General features: G+C 63.5%; 17 protein-coding genes. 5 read left to right on the top strand and 12 right to left on the bottom strand.

Translation table 11 applies throughout. The annotated features are described in order from the left end of the window. Entirely contained in the window at nucleotides 1-1,128 is a 1,128-nt protein-coding gene (locus NKH29_RS25655) for a BMP family ABC transporter substrate-binding protein (protein ID WP_353000829.1), read from the bottom strand. A gap of 322 nt (nucleotides 1,129-1,450) precedes the next feature. Between NKH29_RS25655 and NKH29_RS25650 the strand changes: the two genes are divergently transcribed. Further along, a complete protein-coding gene (locus NKH29_RS25650; protein WP_198030523.1) occupies nucleotides 1,451-2,110 on the top strand; it encodes a GntR family transcriptional regulator in 660 nt (219 codons plus the stop codon). Between the two features lie 2 nt (nucleotides 2,111-2,112). Here NKH29_RS25650 and doeB read toward each other — a convergent pair whose 3' ends face one another. From doeB to ehuR, 10 genes are all read right to left on the bottom strand, one after another. Next, nucleotides 2,113-3,114 (bottom strand): N(2)-acetyl-L-2,4-diaminobutanoate deacetylase DoeB, encoded by a 1,002-nt coding sequence (gene doeB / locus NKH29_RS25645; RefSeq protein WP_023720648.1) that lies wholly within the window; start codon nucleotides 3,112-3,114, stop codon nucleotides 2,113-2,115. Between the two features lie 5 nt (nucleotides 3,115-3,119). After that, the gene (gene doeA, locus NKH29_RS25640) at nucleotides 3,120-4,298 is read right to left on the bottom strand and encodes an ectoine hydrolase DoeA (RefSeq protein ID WP_031194479.1); all 1,179 of its coding nucleotides are present in this window, start codon (nucleotides 4,296-4,298) and stop codon (nucleotides 3,120-3,122) included. A 38-nt stretch (nucleotides 4,299-4,336) separates the two neighbouring features. Next, nucleotides 4,337-5,329: a cyclodeaminase gene (locus NKH29_RS25635; RefSeq protein WP_031194480.1), complete on the bottom strand. Its 993-nt coding sequence runs from the start codon at nucleotides 5,327-5,329 to the stop codon at nucleotides 4,337-4,339. After that, nucleotides 5,326-6,318, bottom strand: a complete 993-nt coding sequence (gene eutB / locus NKH29_RS25630; RefSeq protein WP_352484024.1) for a hydroxyectoine utilization dehydratase EutB — start codon at nucleotides 6,316-6,318, stop codon at nucleotides 5,326-5,328. Before eutB ends, NKH29_RS25635 begins: the two co-directional genes overlap by 4 nt. Before the next feature lie 10 nt (nucleotides 6,319-6,328). Further along, nucleotides 6,329-7,102, bottom strand: coding sequence for an ectoine utilization protein EutA (gene eutA / locus NKH29_RS25625; RefSeq protein ID WP_352484025.1), 774 nt, complete (start codon nucleotides 7,100-7,102; stop codon nucleotides 6,329-6,331). Further along, nucleotides 7,099-7,758, bottom strand: coding sequence for an ectoine/hydroxyectoine ABC transporter permease subunit EhuD (gene ehuD / locus NKH29_RS25620; protein WP_353000826.1), 660 nt, complete (start codon nucleotides 7,756-7,758; stop codon nucleotides 7,099-7,101). The genes eutA and ehuD overlap by 4 nt, the downstream gene beginning before the upstream one ends. A gap of 16 nt (nucleotides 7,759-7,774) precedes the next feature. Further along, complete coding sequence (ehuC, locus tag NKH29_RS25615; protein WP_023720654.1) at nucleotides 7,775-8,434, bottom strand: ectoine/hydroxyectoine ABC transporter permease subunit EhuC; 660 nt, start codon at nucleotides 8,432-8,434, stop codon at nucleotides 7,775-7,777. A 190-nt stretch (nucleotides 8,435-8,624) separates the two neighbouring features. Next, nucleotides 8,625-9,476: an ectoine/hydroxyectoine ABC transporter substrate-binding protein EhuB gene (ehuB, locus tag NKH29_RS25610; protein WP_352484026.1), complete on the bottom strand. Its 852-nt coding sequence runs from the start codon at nucleotides 9,474-9,476 to the stop codon at nucleotides 8,625-8,627. 65 nt (nucleotides 9,477-9,541) lie between these two features. Beyond that, nucleotides 9,542-10,327 carry an ectoine/hydroxyectoine ABC transporter ATP-binding protein EhuA gene (gene ehuA, locus NKH29_RS25605; RefSeq protein ID WP_352524912.1) on the bottom strand — a complete coding sequence of 262 codons (786 nt, stop codon included), beginning with the start codon at nucleotides 10,325-10,327 and terminating at the stop codon, nucleotides 9,542-9,544. Between the two features lie 122 nt (nucleotides 10,328-10,449). Beyond that, nucleotides 10,450-11,835, bottom strand: coding sequence for a MocR-like ectoine utilization transcription factor EhuR (gene ehuR / locus NKH29_RS25600; protein ID WP_352484027.1), 1,386 nt, complete (start codon nucleotides 11,833-11,835; stop codon nucleotides 10,450-10,452). 82 nt (nucleotides 11,836-11,917) lie between these two features. On the opposite strand from ehuR, the gene NKH29_RS25595 reads away from it, so the two are divergent. The 4 genes from NKH29_RS25595 to NKH29_RS25580 all read left to right on the top strand — a co-directional run bounded on the left by NKH29_RS25595 (nucleotide 11,918) and on the right by NKH29_RS25580 (nucleotide 16,578). Next, complete coding sequence (locus NKH29_RS25595) at nucleotides 11,918-12,409, top strand: Lrp/AsnC family transcriptional regulator (RefSeq protein WP_352484028.1); 492 nt, start codon at nucleotides 11,918-11,920, stop codon at nucleotides 12,407-12,409. A gap of 127 nt (nucleotides 12,410-12,536) precedes the next feature. Further along, nucleotides 12,537-14,030: an NAD-dependent succinate-semialdehyde dehydrogenase gene (locus NKH29_RS25590; RefSeq protein WP_352484029.1), complete on the top strand. Its 1,494-nt coding sequence runs from the start codon at nucleotides 12,537-12,539 to the stop codon at nucleotides 14,028-14,030. Between the two features lie 35 nt (nucleotides 14,031-14,065). Beyond that, on the top strand, nucleotides 14,066-15,445 hold the full coding sequence (locus tag NKH29_RS25585; RefSeq protein ID WP_352484030.1) for an aspartate aminotransferase family protein: 1,380 nt from the start codon (nucleotides 14,066-14,068) through the stop codon (nucleotides 15,443-15,445). Nucleotides 15,446-15,477: 32 nt separating this feature from the next. Beyond that, the gene (locus NKH29_RS25580; RefSeq protein WP_352484031.1) at nucleotides 15,478-16,578 is read left to right on the top strand and encodes an alcohol dehydrogenase family protein; all 1,101 of its coding nucleotides are present in this window, start codon (nucleotides 15,478-15,480) and stop codon (nucleotides 16,576-16,578) included. Nucleotides 16,579-16,583: 5 nt separating this feature from the next. On the opposite strand, the gene NKH29_RS25575 is transcribed toward NKH29_RS25580, so the two are convergent. Continuing rightward, a complete protein-coding gene (locus NKH29_RS25575) occupies nucleotides 16,584-17,960 on the bottom strand; it encodes an aspartate aminotransferase family protein (RefSeq protein ID WP_352484032.1) in 1,377 nt (458 codons plus the stop codon). Nucleotides 17,961-18,122: the final 162 nt, after the last annotated feature.

Below are 18,122 nucleotides of genomic sequence, written 5' to 3'. Positions count from 1 at the left end.
TCAGGCGGTCGAACCGACCACGCCCTCGACGAGGTAGTCCATGCTTTCGAGCTCGAGCGCGGTCTCGACGAAGGCCTGGCTCTCGGTCGCGACGACGACGCCCTTGTTGCTCTTCAGCGGACCCTTGATGACGGAAAATCCGCCTTTCATCATTTCGGCCAGCGTGCCGTCGAACTGCTTGCGGGCGGCATCGCCGACGGCGGGGCCGAGCGGGCTCATCTTGACGAAGCCGTCTGCCAGGCCACCGCGTGTGAAATTGGGGAGCGGCGTGCCGGCCACCAGATCGTCGACGAACATCTTGTAGACCTTGGCCCAGTTCCATTCCGCGCCGGTCAGGTATTTCTCCGGCGCCAGCGGGCTCTGGTTGGCATGATAGCCGCAGACGAAGGCGCCACGTCCGGCCGCCGTCTCGACCACCACCTTGGGGCTGTCGACATGACAGGTGATGACGTCGGCGCCCTGGTCGACCAGCGCATTGGTGGCCTCCGCCTCCTTGACCGCCAGCGACCACTCGCCGGTGAAGATCACCTGGCAGGTGATGGTCGGGTCGACCGAGCGCGCGCCGAGCAGGAAGGAATTGATGTTGAGCAGCACCTGCGGGATCGGCTTTGCCGCGACGAAGCCGAGCTTCTTGGTTTTGCTGGTGTGGCCGGCGACGACGCCGTTCAGATACTGGCCCATGCCGATATAGCCGAAATAGGAACCGGCATTCATCGGATGCTTGTCCTTGTTCCACATGCCGCCGCAATGACGGAACTGCACGTCGGGGAATTTCGCGCACATGGCCAGCATATGCGGATCGAAATAGCCGAACGAGGTCGGGAAGATCAGCGACGCACCGTCGAGATTGATCATCGATTCCATCGTCTTCTGCACGTCGACCGTCTCCGGCACGTTCTCCTCTTCGACGACGGAAATGCCTTCGATCCCCTTCAGCGTGGCGGCGCCTTCGGCATGCGCCTGGTTGTAGCCGTAATCGTCCTTTGGCCCGACATAGATGAAGCCGACGGTTGCGGTCGCGGCGAAGGCCCTGCTGATCGGAAACGATGCGGACGCAAGACCGAGCGCCGCTCCGGCGGCGGAAGTCTTGAGCAGGTCGCGGCGGCTAAGCATGAATCGCTCGGTCATGTGAATGCTCCCTCTATGGGGCCTTTGGGGCCGGTTAACACCTCAATGAAAGAAGTGTATGCAATCAGCGTGCCAGTTTCAGAAATGGGATTTATTCAGCAATATCAACGAGTGTGCCGATGTGGCCTGCACAAAGCCGGAGCAATTGCATACACTTTTTGCCTCTAAAACGGCCAATTTGACATGAAGGCTAAAACATAGGCATACAGAGCTGCGGAGGAATCGAAGCCGGTGCGTGGCTTATGGCTGCGCGAAGAGACTGGACGGAGGAGACGTGTCGGCAAAGCGCAATTTGATCAGGTCGGGCACGACCGTCGATCAGATGGTGAGGGCGATCAGCGACCGGATCGTCACCGGTTTCCTGCGTCCCGGCGAAAAACTCGACGAAGCCTCGCTCGCCGCCCGCTTCGACGTCTCACGTACGCCGATCCGGGAAGCGCTCAGCCGGCTCAGTGCCATGGGACTGGTCGAAAGGCGGCCCAACCGCGGCGCCACCGTCGCGGTGATGACGCAGGAGCACCTCGCCTCGATGTTCGAGAGCATGGCCGAGCTCGAAGCGATCTGCGCGCGGTTCTCGGCCGAGCGCATGACCGCCGGCGAGCGCCGCACGCTGGAGGCTGAGCATCAAGCCTCCGCGCGCTTTGTGCAGCTCGGGGCCGAAGAAGAGTATGAGCTTTTCAACACCGGGTTCCACACCCGGCTCTATCGCGGCGCCCACAGCAAGCACATTTATGAACTGACCGTCATGACCCGCAGCCGTCTGGCGCCGTTCCGGCGCGCGCAATTCATGCTGCCCGGCCGGCTGGCCCAGTCGTGGCAGGAGCATGACGCCATCGTTACCGCAATCATGCGCGGCGACAGTACGGCCGCCGGAACAGCCGCCAAGGATCATGTCTCGATCGTCAGCGAGGCGAGCGCCGTCTTTGCCATCGGCGACCGCGCCAAAGGCAAGGCCGAGCCGTTTCCGACATCGGCTTCCTAGCCTCAATCGACCAGCACGGCCACCACGGCGGCACAGTCGCCAGCCTTGACCAATCCGGGGAAATGACGCGCCGCCAACAGACCGGACATTTTGGCCCGGATCTCCTGCGGAGCGCCCCCGGTGCGGCCGATCGAATGGATGCGCGCCAGCACCTGGTTTTCTGCCACCGGCTCGCCGAGATCGATCATGGTTTCGATCATCCCGTCGTCCTCGGCGAACGAGAAGCAATCTCCCGATGGCATGTCGAGCCAGCGGGTCGGCTGCATCTCGACCGCGCCGGCGACGATGCCGGCATGGCGCAGCACATTGAGCATGCCGCGACGCGCGATCCGCACCGTTTCCGCGCGCGAAGTTCCGCCGCCGCCGAGCTCGGTGGTGATGAACAGCTTGCCCATCTCTTCGGCGGCAGTGTCGAACATGCCGACCGCGTCGATCTCCAGCATCTTCATCGACCAGGGTGCCGAGAAAGCTTCAACCGCAGCGAACCCCTTCTCTTCCAGCACCTTGTCGGGCCGGATATGGGCGGCGCAGAACGGCACGAAGTCGAGCGTCTTGCCGCCGGAATGGAAATCGAGCGCGATGTCGGTGCGCGGCAGAAGTTCGCGCTGGAAATAATCGGCGATCTTCTCGGTCACCGTACCGTCGGGCCGGCCGGGAAAGCTGCGGTTGAGATTGCCCTTGTCGATCGGCGAGGTGCGCGTGCCGGCGCGGAACGCCGGATAATTCATCGCCGGCACGATGATGACCGTGCCGCTGACCTGCCTCGGATCGAGCGTGCGGGCGAGATCGTAAAGCGCCAGCGGCCCCTCATATTCGTCGCCATGATTACCGCCGGTGAGCAATGCACTCGGCCCGTTGCCGTTGCGGATGACGCAGATCGGGATCATCACCGATCCCCAGGCGGAATCGTCACGGCTGTAAGGCAGGCGCAAGAAACCGTGCTGCACGCCGTCGCGCTCGAAATCGACGCTCGGCGTGATCGGTGATGGGCGAAGGCTGGACATCGGGCTCAATTCTTCACCACCAGCTTGCGCGGCACATTGGCCAGGCACGCGACCCCGGTTTCGGTAATCAGGATGGATTCGGTGATTTCCAAGCCCATCGTCTCCAGCCACAGGCCGGTCATGAAATGGAAGGTCATGCCGGGCTTGAGCTCGGTGCGGTCGCCTGGGCGCAGGCTCATCGTGCGTTCGCCCCAGTCCGGCGGATAGGAAAGCCCGATCGGATAGCCGGTGCGGTTGTCCTTAACGATGCCGTATTTCTTCAGAACCGCGAAGAAGGCGTTGGCGATGTCCTCGCAGGTGTTGCCGGGCTTGGCGGCGGCAAGCCCGGCCTCCATGCCTTCCAGCGTCGCCTTTTCGGCATCGAGGAATTCCTGCGTCGGTTTGCCGAGGAAAACGGTGCGCGACAGCGGACAATGGTAGCGGTTGTAGCAGCCGGCGATCTCGAAGAAAGTGCCCTCGCCCGATTTCATCGGCCTGTCGTCCCAAGTTAGATGCGGTGCCGATGCGTCGGCGCCTGACGGCAGCAGCGGCACGATCGCCGGATAGTCGCCGCCAATGCCGTCGACGCCGCGCGTGCCGGCATCATAGATCTCGGCGACCAAGTCGCATTTGCGCATGCCGACTTCGATCTTGTCGACGATGCGCTGGTGCATCGCTTCGACGATGCGGGCGGCTTTGCGCATGTAGTCGATTTCGGTCGGGCTCTTCACCGCGCGCTGCCAGTTGACCAGTGCCGTGGCATCGACGAAGCGGGCATTGGGCAAGTGCTTCTGCAGCGATGCGAAGGCAGCGGCAGAGAACCAGTAATTGTCCATCTCGACACCGATGCTGAGCTTGCCCCAGCCACGATCGGCGAGCACGCTGGACAGAAAATCCATCGGATGGCGCTCGGTCGACTGCACATAGTTGTCGGCATAGCCGACGATGTTGTCGTGCGCGAGATAGGCGGTGCGCTTGGCGCCGTTGGCGTCCTGGCCGCGCCCGTACCACACCGGCTCGCCCGACGGTGGCACGACGACCGCCTGGTGTACGTAGAACGACCAGCCGTCATAGCCGGTCAGCCAGGCCATGTTGGACGGATCGCTGACAACAAGCAGATCGACGCCCTTGGCCTCCATCGCCTTCCGCGTCTTGGCGAGGCGCTCCGCATATTCGCCGCGCGAGAATTTCAAATTAGGCTGCATTGTTCTTGGTCCTCGTTTGTTGGGCCTTGCGGCCGGTATCAGCTTTCGAAAATCGTACCGGTCTTGGCTGCACGCGCACGGTCGCGGGCGAGCGTGGCGATCGCCGTGTCCTGCACGCCGGTGCCGGTCAGATCGGCAATGGTGATGTCGCTGTCCGAACGCCGGCCATGCCTTTCGCCGGCGATGATGTGGCCAAGCTCGGTGATCTCGGCATCGGCCGCCATCACGCCCGCCACGATGGCATGGTGCAGTTCGCCCAGGCGCCGCGTCTGTTTCGCACTGTCGGCGATGTAGAGGTCGGCCATGCGCAGGATCGCCGGCGCGATCTCGTTCTTGTGCTCCGCGTCCGAGCCCATCGCGGTGATGTGCTGGCCGGCGGAGACGAAGCCGGCCTTGATCAGCGGCTCGGTCGACGGCGTCGTGGTGACGATGATGTCGGCATCGGCCGCAGCCTTTGCCGCGTCCGGCTCGGCGTGAACGGCGATGCCCAGTCTTTCGGACAATGCGTCCGCCGCGGCTTCGGCCTTGGCGGCATCCCTTGCCCAGATCCGAGCCTCGGTGATCGACCGCACCAGCATCAGCGCCTCGAGCTGCAGTCCGGCCTGAACACCGGCGCCGAAGATTGCGGCAACGGAGGAGTCCGGACGCGACAGATGTTTGGCGGCGACCGCGCCGGCCGCCGCCGTGCGGATGTCGGTGAGATAGCCATTGTCGAGCAGCAGCGCCTCGACCAGCCCGGTCTTCGCCGACAGCAGCACCATCATGCCGTTGACGCTAGGCAGGCCGAGCTTCGGATTATCGAAAAAGCCGGGGCTGATCTTGATCGCAAAACCGTCGATGCCCGGCACATAGGCGGTCTTGACATCGACCTCGCCGCGATGCTCGGGAATGTCGAGCCGCAGGATCGGCGGCATCGCCACCGGCAAGGTAGCGAGCGCGCGAAACGCGTTCTCGACACAGGCAACGGCATCGAGATCAAGCTTCACGATCTTGCGCAATTCAGCTTCGGTGAGGATCGTCATTCGGCTCATGCTGCGCTCTCCGCAATTGCTTCGCCGCAAATGATCTTGCGGTGCAGTGTCATGTCGATGTTGCGGCCGGACAGCACGAGCACCGTCGGGCCGTTCGCCCCGACCTTGCCGGCAAGCACAGCCGCAATGCCGACCGCGCCGGCGCCTTCGACGATCTCGCGCTCCTGCTCATAAGCATGGCGGATGCCGGCGGCGATCTCGTCCTCGCTGAGCAGGATCACATCATCGAGCAGATCACGGCACATGGCGAAGGTCAGCCGGTTGTCGAGCCCAATGCCGCCGCCGAGCGAGTCGGCCAGCGTCGGCAGTTCCTCGACCGACACCGGATGCCCGGCGTCGAGGCTTGCCTTCATCGCCGCACCGCGCGCCATCGAAACGCCGATGACCCTCGTTGCCGGGCTGACGCCCTTGACGGCAGCGGCAACGCCAGCCGCCAGCCCACCGCCGGAAAGCGGCACCAACACCAGCGCGGCGTCCGCAACTTGTTCCATGATCTCCAGCCCAAGTGTTCCTTGCCCGGCAACGACCGCAGGATGATCGAAAGGCGGCAGCATGATCAGCCCCTCTTCCGCGACCAGCCGTTCGACCTCCCGCTGCGCATCGTCCTGGCTGTTGCCGACGATGCGGATCTCGGCGCCGAGCCGACGGATTTCCTCGAGCTTGTTCTCAGGCACCAGCCGCGACATGCAGATCGTCGCGTGGATGCCTTGCAGTCGAGCGGCATAGGCAAGCGCCCGGCCATGGTTGCCGGTCGAGGCCGCGACGACGCCGCGCGCGCTCTCCTCTTCTGTCAACGAGGCGATAGCGTTTGAGGCACCGCGCAACTTGAAGGCGCCGGTGGTCTGCCGATGTTCGAGCTTGAGATAAACAGGAGCGTCCAAGTGTTGGGAAAGACTCGGGGAAGTGACGGTCGGCGTGCGCTCGACCTTGCCTGCGATGCGCTCGCGTGCGGCGCGGATGTCGGAGAGGCTTATCCTGGACGTGGTCATGGCTCTGCAATCAGTTCAACGGCAGCGTCATCAGGCGGCCGAATTCGGGGCGTGGCTCGTCGTCGCCGCAAAGCCGCAGGCAATTCCAGGCTGTCGCCTGGTTGCTGGTGACGACGGGACGGCCGATGGCTTCTTCCATACCGACAACTGCCAGCGCCGACCGCAGCGCCGTGCAGGACACGAACAGCGCGTCGGCCTGCGGGGCCGTCGCCTCGCGGGCCAGATCGACCAAGGATTTCGGCGCAATCCGCGCCATCTCGCGGTCATCCTCGAAGCCGAGGCAAGTGAAGCTGGCGATCTCGAAACCGTGTGCCGCGAAATAGGCCGCCATTGGCCGGCTCGTCTCGACCGTATAGGGGGTGAGGATGCTGATTGTCCTGGCGCCCAGCGCCTTCAGGCCGCGCACTCCGGCCATCGGCGGCGTCACCACCGGCGCGCCGGGTTTCGCGGCCTTCACCGCCGCCTCGATTTCGGCATCGCCGATCACGACGGAGGCCGAGGTGCAGGAATAGCAGATCGCATCGAGCGGTTCGTCAGGAAGGATCAGGGCCGCGCCCGCCGTCAGTGACGGCTGCATCTTGCGCAAATTCTCCGGCGTCGTCGGGTTGGCGTAGGGAATACGCGCGACATAGACGCCGATACGATCGCTTGCCACCATGCGGTGAAAATCCGGTTCGCTCGTATGGTCGGTGGCAAGGATAATCAGGCCGACCCGCTTTTCCAGCGGACGTGCATCGAGCGCTGGACGGGCCGAGCGCAGGCGGATATCGGGTGCAGCGCTCATCGTTCGATCCGCCCATAACGGTGTTCCAGCCAGCGCAGCAGCACCACCGAGAACAGGCTGATGGCGAGGAAGAAGGCGCCGACCAAGGTGATCGGTTCGATATACCGATAATAGGTATTGGCGACGCTCTTGGCCTGGTTCATCAGTTCCAGCACGGTGATCGCCGACAGCAGCGGCGTCTCTTTGAACATGGCGATGAAATAATTGGCAAGCGCCGGGATCATCGGCGGGATCGCCTGCGGCATGATGATGTGCGTCCAGGTCTGCGTGGCGTTCAGATTGCAGGCCTTGGCCGCTTCCCATTGGCCGCGCGGCACATTATCGATGCCGGCGCGGTAGACCTCGGCTGTGTAGGTGCCGTAATGCAGCCCGAGACCGATGACGCCCGCCACCAGCGGCGGCAACAGGACGCCGAAATCCGGCAGCACGTAGAAGATGAAATAGAGCTGCACCAATAGCGGCGTGCCGCGGATGAACTCGGCAAGGAAGCCGATCGTGCTCGACAGAGCCCTGTTCGGCGAACGGCGCGCCAACGCGATGCCCAGCCCAACGATGGCCGCCAGCACCGAGCCGAGCAGCGTCGCCAGGATGGTGATCTTCACCCCCTGGATCAGCGTCGGCAGGATCTGCCGGACAAAATCCCAATCCCATTCCATTACAGAGCCCGATCCATCAGACGCGCACCCCGTCGAGGCCGCGCGCCATGCGGCGTTCCAGCGACCGCACGCCCCATGAGATGAGTAGCGCCAGCACGAAATAGATGACGAGAATGGTGCTGAACGGCACCAGCGTGTTGCCGGTCTGCGAGCGCACCACCTGCGCCTGGAAGGTCAGGTCGGCAAGCGAGATCAGCGAGACGACGGCGGTGGCCTTGAGCAATTCAATGGCGTTGTTGCCGAAGGTCGGCAGCATCACCAGCAGTGCCTGTGGCAGGATGATATGGCGCATGGCTTGCCAGCGGCCGAGATTGAGCGCGGTGCAGGCCTCGTATTGTTCGCGGCCGATCGACTTGATGGCGCCGCGCACCACTTCCGCCGCATAGGCCCCGACATTCAGGCCCAGCGCCAGCACGCCGGCCTGCAGCGGCGTCAGCGAGATGCCGGCGAAAGGCAGCACGAAATAGGCCCAGAACAGCTGCACGAAGATCGAGGTGCCGCGGAAGAACTCGATATAGGCGGTGGCCAGCGCGCGTAGCACAAAAAACCGCGACAGCCGCCCCAGCCCGGCAAGAAAGGCCATGATCAAGGCCAGCACCGACCCCATCAGCGTCAGCTCGATGGTGACAAGCGCTCCTTGCAAAATCAGGCCGAAATAGCCGGACCATTGGGTCATTGGTCGAAAGGGCTCCGCATTGAATATTTGGCGAGGCGATCACTTCAGCGTCCTTCTCCCCATTCACGGGGAGAAGATGCCGGCAGGCAGATGAGGGGCAGAGCCAATCTGTCAAAAGCTGGGCGTCGCCCCTCATCCGGCGCCCTTCGGGCCACCTTCTCCCCGTCAACGGGGAGAAGGAAGAACGCGCCTACTTCGCCGAGCAGAGCTTGTCGCGGCTCGTCGACATCGCCGCCGCCGCCGAGAAGCCGTAGGGTTCGATGATCTTGGCGAACTCGCCGGACTTCTTCAGTTTCGCCAGCTCGACATCATAGGCATCACGTAGCGCTTCGTCGCCCTTTTTGAAGGCCGCGCCATCGCAATAGACCGGCGCACCGACCACCGGCGCGATGACTTCGAGGTTCGGATCATTGGCTTTCTTGACCAGGTCGTTGATCGACAGCACTGGCAGTGAATAGGCATCGATGCGGCCGTCCTGCAGCATCTTCAGGCCGCTCTGGCCGTCCGGCACGACGATGACGCGCTCGCGCGGCACACCTGCGGTGAGCGCCAGCTTTTCCTCTGTGCCGCCACCGGGTGCGCCGATCGTCGCGCTGGTGTCCTTGGCGACGTCCTCGTAGCTCTTGAAGCCCTTCGGGTTGCCCTTCTTCACCAGCATCGCCTCGGCGTCGCACAGCACCGGTTCCGAATAGGCGACCGCAGCACAACGTTCCGGCTTCATGAACAGGCCGGCGGTGACGACGTCGAAACGGCCGGCCTGCAAGCCGGGGATCATGGCACCATATTCCGAGATAGAGGCGACGATGTCGTTGACGCCAAGGCGTTTGAAGATTTCACGGGCAACGTCAGGCGCCGCACCCGAGACCTTGCCGTCGGCGGCGACCGCCGTATAGGGCGGCTCGTTGGCGATGGCGACGCGGGCAAAGCCTTGCGCCTTGAGCTCTTCGAGCTTGCTGTCATCGGCCGAGCCGGTCGTCGAGGCGGCCAGCACCGCCGTCAGCGCAATACCGGCGACGCCGGCCAAAATGGCAAATTTCTTCATTGTTCCCAACTCCTTGTTTGTCTGTCTTCTTGGCTTGCTTGAGGCGTCGCCGCCTCGCATGGCAGTCAGACCCGATGTCCGGCCGCAATGATCTTCTTCAGGAAACCTTGCGTACGCTCCTGTTTGGGATGGCGGAAAATCTCGTCGGGCTTGCCTTCCTCGACTATTCTGCCGCGATCGAAGAACAGCACCCGGTCGGCGAAGTCATGGGCGAAACCCATCTCGTGGGTGACCAGCAGCATGGTCATGTCGGTCTCGGCGGCGAGCTTGCGCATGACGTTGAGCACCTCGTCGACGAGTTCCGGGTCGAGCGCCGAGGTGACCTCGTCGAACAGCATGATCTTCGGCGACAGCGCCAGCGCCCGGGCAATCGCGACGCGCTGCTTCTGTCCGCCGGAAAGCTGCGCCGGCATCGCTTTGGCCTTGTCGACCATGCCGACCATGTCGAGCAGCTCCATCGCCCGCTTTTCGGCGGCGGCCCGCGGCATGCCTTTGGTCAGCATCGGTGCCAGCGTCACATTGTCGATGACGCATTTGTGCGGAAACAGATTGAACAGTTGGAAGACCATGCCGATCTTCTGGCGCATCTTTGCCAAATGCCGTTCATCCGCCGTCAGCAGCCGGCCGTTACGCTCCATGTGGTACAGCTGCTCGCCGTCGACCTGAATATGGCCGCTGTCGATACGCTCTAGCGTCATCAGGATGCGCAGGATCGTCGTCTTGCCCGAACCCGACGGGCCGATCAGCGCCAGCTTCTCGCCGGGCATGACCTGCATCGAGAGGCCATCCAGCACCTTGAAGGTGCCGAAGCTTTTCGAAATGCCGTCGATCTTGATGATGGGCGCCGACAATGAATTTCCCGTGCTGGAGAAGCTGTACCTTTAACGATGCGGATCGCGGCAAATCATGTCAATCAAGAAAATAATATCATGACAATATTTCGGACTCCGCACAATTCCCCGCCAATTGTTGCCTAGATCGCAAGCAGGAGATGCTCGGGATCGCCGAGCAGAAGCTTGGTGACAACGCCGAGACCGGCACGCAGTTCCCCCTCCGTGGTCGAGCCCAGCGAAATCCGCACGGCTGGATGCCAAGGCATCTGCGAAATGCGAAACGACGTGCCGGGCGCGATCGCCACGCCCTGCAGGCGGGCCTGGGAAACAAAGCCTTCCTCGCCGCGATCATCGGGCAGTTGCAGCCAGACATGCAGCCCGTCGCGATGAGCCCGATAGTCCACTCCGGCGAGCGCCTCGGCGGCGATGTCCAGACGCCGCCGCAAAGCCATCCGCTGCCATCGAACGAGTTCCATCGCGGTGCCGTCGGTCACCCATTTGGTGGCGATCTCGGCCACCAGCGGCGTCGCCATCCAGTTCGAGACGAGGTGGCGGTTGGCAACCGCGGCGACATAACGATCGGGTGCCGCGAGATAGCCGATGCGCAGGCCCGGCACCACGATCTTGGTGAAGGAGGTGACGTAGAGCGTGCGCTCGGGTGCAAACGCCGCGACCGGCGGCGGCCGGTCCTCGACCAGCGGGCCGAGGACGTCGTTTTCGATAATGGCGATGTCATGCCTGCGCGCAACGGCGGCAATCTGTTCGCGCCGGGCGGCGTCCATCAGCGTCGCCGTAGGGTTGATCACCGAGGGCTGCACGAACACCGCGCGGATGTCCGACAGCCGGCAGGCCTCGTCCAGCGCTTCCGGGATCAGCCCATTGTCGTCGATCGGCAAACCCTCGAGGTTGAAACCGAGATAACGCGCCAGCGGGATCAGTGTGTGATGGCCGATCGCCTCGGTGGCGACGGTCGAACCGGGCGGCGCCACGCTCATCAGCGCCACTGTCATCCCTGCGGTGGCGCCGTTGGTCAGGCTGATGTTCTGCGGCGACGCGTCGAGGCCGCAGAAGCGTAGCCACTCGACACCCACCGCGCGGTGGCGCGGGAACACCATGTTCGGCCTGAACGACAGCGCCGAGCTCGACGGCAGGTTTTCGGCGAGCCAGCCCAGCGCCTGCTTCAGCCGCTCCAGATGCATCGGTTCGCAGACCGGCTTCAGGATAGAGAGGTCGATGACCTCACCCAGCCGCTCCGGCAAATAGGGCGGCTCCGGCTCGCGGCGCTGCGTCTGCACGAAGCTGCCGCGGCCGACCTCGCCGGACACCAGCCCGCGGCGGATCAGTTCCTCATAGGCGCGGCTGACCGTCTGCACGGAAAGTTTGAGATCGTCGGCCAGCTGCCGGTGCGTCGGCAACCGGGCGCCATTGGCCAGGCGCCCGTCATGGATGGCCCGCGCGAACTGGTCGGCGAGCGATTGGTAGGCCGGCCGCCGGATAAGAGCGGGATCTGGTCGCCATAATGTCATGACTTATTAGAGATCGAAATCAGTGCAATTGACAATCGAAATAATGCGCCATCATGGTGTCCGGCACTGGAAGTGGACGATCATGGCTGCAGCGAAACTCGATCCGATCGACCTGAAAATCCTCGACGCCATCCAGCGCGACGGGCGCATCACCAAGCTGGCGCTGGCCGAGAAGGTCGGCCTGTCGCCGACGCCGTGTTGGATGCGGCTGCGCAAGCTGGAAAAGGCCGGCATCGTCTCCGGCTATCACGCCAGGATCGCCATGCGTGCCATCGCGCCGGTCGCCACCGTGCTGATGGAGGTGACGCTGGCCAGCCACCGCCAGGCCGATTTCGACCGTTTCGAGCGCGTCATCCGCGACATCCCCGAGATCGTCGCCTGCTGGTCTGTCGGTGGCGGCGTCGATTACCTGCTGAAGGTGATGGCGCGCGACATCGACGCCTATCAGCGGCTGGTTGACACTCTGCTCGAACGCGAGATCGGCATAGACCGCTATTTCACCTACATCGTCACCAAGACGGTGAAGGAGGAGAGTGTGCTGCCAGTGGCCGATCTGCTGCCCGCATCTTCCTGATACAGGAGAGATCGTCTGCCCGGGCGATGCAATAGAGACAATCTCTCTACGTGCAGGCACCGAAACAGCCTCTCTGTTTGCGCGGCAGAGATAGTCTTGCGGCGTCACCCGAACCGGGAGCCCGATGATGTCCGCACATTTTGCCCGCTCGCAGCGCCATGAAGCGCTTGATCGCCTCGCCGACCGACGGCTGCTGCGTGAACTCGCCTATGTCGATGGCCACTGGACGGCAAGCGAGACCGCGGAGAGTTTCGAGGTGACCGATCCGGCCACCGGATCCACCGTCGCTTTCGTTGCCGCGCTCGATGCCCGGCAGACGACGTCGGCGATCGATGCGGCATCGCGCGCCTTTCCCGCCTGGCGCGCATTGCTGCCGCAGGAACGTTCGAAAATCTTGCGCAAATGGTTCGATCTGATCATCGCCGCCAAAAATGACCTGGCGCTGCTGATGACGCTAGAACAAGGCAAGCCGCTGAAGGAATCGCTCGGCGAGATAGACTACGCCGCCTCTTTTGTCGAATGGTATGCCGAGGAGACCAAACGCCTCAACGCCGAAAGCGTCACCAGTCATCTGCCGGGCGCGGAGATGATGGTGCGGCGCGAGCCGCTCGGCGTCGTCGGCGTGGTCACGCCGTGGAATTTTCCAGCGGCCATGCTGACCCGCAAGGCGGCTGCCGCTCTTGCCGCCGGCTGTACCATCGCCGCGCACCCTTCCTCGGAAACGCCGCTGTCCGCACTGGCGCTGGCCGAGCTTGGCGAACGTGCCGGCCTGCCGGCTGGCGTGTTCAACGTCCTCACCGGCAAGGCTTCGACCATCGTTGGGCGGATGTGCGAAGACCCGCGCGTTCGCGCCATGAGCTTCACCGGCTCGACCGAGGTCGGCAGGTTGATCGCCGCGCAGAGTGCGCCGACGATGAAGCGTCTGGTGATGGAGCTCGGCGGTCATGCGCCGCTGATCGTCTTCGCCGACGCCGATTTCGACAAGGCTGTGGCCATCGCGGTCGACGCCAAATTCGCCACCTCCGGCCAGGACTGCCTCGCCGCCAACCGCATCTATGTCCAGCGTCCGCTATACGATCGGTTCTGCGCTGCTTTCGCCAAACGCGTCCAGGCATTGCGGGCCGGCAATGGCCTGGCTGACGACACCGAAATCGGACCCTTGATGCATGAACGCGCCGCCAAGAAGGTCGAGGAGCAGGTGGCCGATGCGCTCGCCAAAGGCGCGCGCTGCCTGACCGGCGGCAAGCGCCATCCGGCCGGGCCGCTGTTTTACCAGCCGACCGTGCTTGCCGACGTTGGAGACGACGCTTTGATCATGCGCGAGGAGACCTTCGGTCCGGTTGCGGCAGTGACGCCTTTCGACAGCGAGGACGAGGTCATCGCCCGCGCCAACGCCACCGAATACGGCCTGGTTGCCTATGTCGTGACTGAGAATGGCGGCAGGCAATTGCGCATGGGTCGCGCGCTCGACTATGGCATGGTCGCCATCAACCGCGTCAAGATCACCGGCGCGCCGATCCCCTTCGGCGGCGTCAAGCAGTCCGGCATCGGCCGCGAGGGCTCGCGTCACGGGCTCGAAGCCTTTACCGATCTCAAATATCTCTGCCTCGACGTTGCGTGAGCCGCGCCCGACACATTTTTCTCAGGAGTAAAAAAATGCTCGACCAGTCAAACGAACTCGCCGCCTGGGATCGCGATCACTTCTTCCATCCCTCGACCAATATGGGCACCCATGCGCGTGGCGAGAGCCCGACGCGTGTGATTGCCGGTGGCGAAGGCGTCACCATCTGGGACAATACCGGTAAGAAGAGCATCGACGCCTTCGCCGGGCTCTACTGCGTCAATGTCGGCTATGGCCGCCAGAAGATCGCCGACGCCATCGCCGCACAGGCCAAGAACCTCGCCTATTACCATGCCTATGTCGGCCACGGCACCGAGGCATCGATCACGCTTTCCAAGATGATCATCGACCGCGCGCCGCAAGGCATGTCGAGGGTCTATTTCGGCCTCTCCGGTTCCGACGCCAACGAAACCAACATCAAGCTGATCTGGTACTACAACAACGTGCTCGGCCGGCCCGAGAAGAAGAAGATCATCTCGCGCTGGCGCGGTTATCACGGCTCCGGCATCATGACCGGATCGCTGACCGGCCTCGACCTTTTCCACAACGCCTTCGACCTGCCGCGTGCGCCGGTCCTGCACACCGAGGCGCCCTACTATTTCCGCCGCGCCGACCGCTCGCTGAGCGAGGAGCAGTTTTCGCAATACTGCGCCGACAAGCTCGAGGAGATGATCCTGGCCGAAGGGCCGGAAACGGTCGCCGCCTTCATCGGCGAGCCGATCCTCGGCACCGGCGGCATCGTGCCGCCGCCGGCCGGCTACTGGGAGAAGATCCAGGCGGTGCTGAAGAAGTACGACGTGCTGCTGGTTGCCGACGAGGTCGTCACCGGCTTCGGCCGGCTGGGCACCATGTTCGGCTCCGACCATTACGGCATCAAGCCCGACCTGATTACCATCGCCAAAGGCCTGACCTCGGCCTATGCGCCGCTCTCCGGAGTCATCGTCTCCGACAAGGTCTGGCAGGTGCTGGTGCAGGGTTCCGACAAGCTCGGCTCGCTCGGCCATGGCTGGACCTATTCGGCGCATCCGATCTGCGTCGCCGCCGGCGTCGCCAACCTGGAACTGATCGACGAGATGGACCTGGTACGGAACGCCGGCGAGACCGGCGCCTATTTCCGCGCCGAGCTGACGAAAGCCGTCGGTGGCCACAAAAACGTCGGCGAGGTGCGCGGCGACGGCATGCTGGCGGCAATCGAGTTCGTCGCCGACAAGAACGATCGCGTGTTCTTCGATGCCTCGCAGAAGATCGGTCCGCAGATCGCGACCGCGCTTGCGGCAAGCGGCGTCATCGGCCGCGCCATGCCGCAGGGCGACATTCTCGGTTTTGCGCCGCCGCTCTGCCTGACGCGGGAAGAGGCAGACATCGTCGTCTCCAAGACGGCCGATGCGGTGAAGAGCGTGTTTGCCAACATCTGAAGAACCGACATGCCAACATCTGAAGAACCGACATGAATGCCATGACCAAGACCATCCCCGCCACCATGGCCGCCGTGCAGTTGATCGGGCACGGCGGACCGGAAAAGCTCGTCTACCGCACCGACGTCAAAGTACCCTCGCCCGCCCCGGGTGAGGTGCTGGTCAAGGTCACCGCTTGCGGTATGAACAACACCGATGTCTGGGTGCGACAGGGCGCGTATGGCACTGAGGAGGATGCCGCCGCTGTGTCGACCTGGCGTCGACAGGGCAATACGCTGACCTTCCCGCGCATCCAGGGCACCGACACGGTCGGCAACATCGTTGCCGTCGGCGACGGCGTGTCGCCGGCTCGCATCGGCGAGCGGGTGATGGTCGATTTCTCCATCTACAATCGCGACGACGATTCACTCGCCGACATCGACTATATGGGCCATGGCCGCGACGGCGGCTATGCCGAATACCAGGCAGTACCGTCCGAAAACGCCCATGTCGTCGATACCGATCTGACCGATGTCGAGCTTGCCACTTTCTGCTGCGCCTATCTCACCGGCGAGCAGATGCTGGAACGCGCCGCGTTGAAAGCCGGCGAGCGGGTGCTGGTCACCGGCGCCTCGGGCGGCGTCGGCTCAGGCATCGTGCAGCTGGCGCGGGCACGCGGCGCCATTCCCTATGCCATTGCCGGCAAGGGCAAGGAAAAGGCGGTGCGTGATATCGGCGCCGAGGCGGTGATCACCCGTGGCGTTGCCGATCTGCCGGCCGCCGTTCGCGCGGCGACCGGGGGCCAGCCGATCGACGTCGTCGCCGATCTGGTCGGCGGCGCGATCTTCAACGACCTCCTGCGCATCTTGAGGCCGGAAGGCCGCTACACCACGGCTGGTGCAATTGCCGGCCCCGTCGTGCAGCTAGATCTGCGCACCATGTATCTGAAACAGCTGCAACTGCATGGCTCGAGCCAGGGCACACGGGCGGATTTCCGCCGCATCGTGCGCTACATCGAGGAGAAGAAGATCCGGCCGCTGGTCGGCGGCGTCTACAAGCTGTCCGATTTCCATCGCGCCCAAGCCGATTTCATCGCCAAGGATTTCGTTGGCAAGCTGGTCGTCGTGCCGGATGCGGTCGGCATCGCTAAATAGCGCGATCAGCTTGGCGATCGGACCTGCTTGACGGCAGCCTCGAGCGATCTTTCAAACGCGTCGATCACCTGGTCGACCTGCGGCTCGGTGATGATCAGCGGCGGGCAGAAAGCCAGCGCATCGCCCATATTGCGCGAGATGACGCCGTTCTGCTGCATGAAGCCGTTGACGAGCCCGCCCAGTTCACCGGTCTTCCCCCACGGCGCCTTGTTCGCCTTGTCGCCGACCAGTTCGACCGCCGCGATCAGGCCGATGCCGCGCACCTCGCCGACAAGCGGGTGCGAAGCGAGCGTGCGCAGCCGCTTCTGCATATGCGCGCCGACCGCACGCGCATTGCCGACAAGGTCGCGCTCCTCGATCAGCTTCAGGTTCTCGAGCGCGACCGCTGCCGCAACAGGATGGCCGCCGCCGGTGAAGCCGTGGCCGAAGGTGCCGATACGATTGCTTTCGTCGGCAATCGGCTGGAACACCTTGTCGTTGATCAGCAAGGCCGAGATCGGCAGATAGGACGAAGAGATCTGTTTCGACAGCACCATGATGTCGGGCCTGATGCCGAAGGTCTGCGAGCCGAACATCTCACCTGTCCTGCCGAAGCCGCAGATCACCTCGTCGGCGACCAGCAGGATGTCGTATCTCGACAGCACCGCCTGGATCTTTTCCCAGTAGCCGGAAGGCGGAACAATGACGCCGCCAGCACCCATGATCGGTTCGCCGAAGAAGGCGGCGATGGTTTCCGGTCCTTCGGCCAGGATCAGCTTTTCCAGCTCGTCGGCGAGCCGGCTCGAAAACTGCTCTTCGTTTTCACCCGGCAGCGCCTCGCGCCAATGGTGCGGTGTCGAGGTATGCAGCACATTGGCGATCGGCAGATCGAACGAGATGTGGTTGTTGGGCAGTCCGGTCAGGCTCGCCGAGGCAATGGTGACGCCGTGATAGCCCTTCTTGCGGCTGACGATCTTCTTGCGCGCCGGCTGGCCGAGCGCATTCGACCGGTACCAGATCATCTTCATGGCCGTATCGTTGGCCTCGGAGCCGGAATTGGTGAAATACGCCTTGCTCATCGGCACCGGCGCCATCTGCACCAGTCTCTCGGCGAGATCGATCAGCGGCGAATGCGATTTGGAGCCGAAGTCGTGATAGTAAGGCAGCTTCGACATTTGCCGTACCGCCGCATCGACCAGCCGCCTCTCCGAAAAACCGACCGCGACGCTCCAAAGCCCGGCCATCGCCTCGATATAGCGGTTGCCGGCGAGGTCCTCGACATAGATGCCGTCGCCCTTCTCGATGACGAGCGGCCCTGCCTCCTGATGCTTGCGGGCGTTGGTGTAGCCATGCATGTGATAGCTTATGTCGCGGGCTTCGGGCGAATTCGGTCGTGCGTCCATGACGGCTCCTGTGCTGCACGCAGAAACAGTTCCGCCGCCGGTCCGGCTCGGCAGGTCCCCGTGCATTATGCGGTTTGATGCATCTTTCTCGAACGATATAGTGTCAAGCGCTTTCGACAGGGCCAGCGGATGGATGGACGCATGCAGAACTTCGGCTTGACC

Source organism: Mesorhizobium sp. M1295 (assembly GCF_040318135.1).
Classification (GTDB): Bacteria; Pseudomonadota; Alphaproteobacteria; order Rhizobiales; family Rhizobiaceae; genus Mesorhizobium.
The sequence above is the reverse complement of the archived record's forward strand: the minus strand, read 5'-3'. Positions and strand labels throughout refer to the sequence as shown.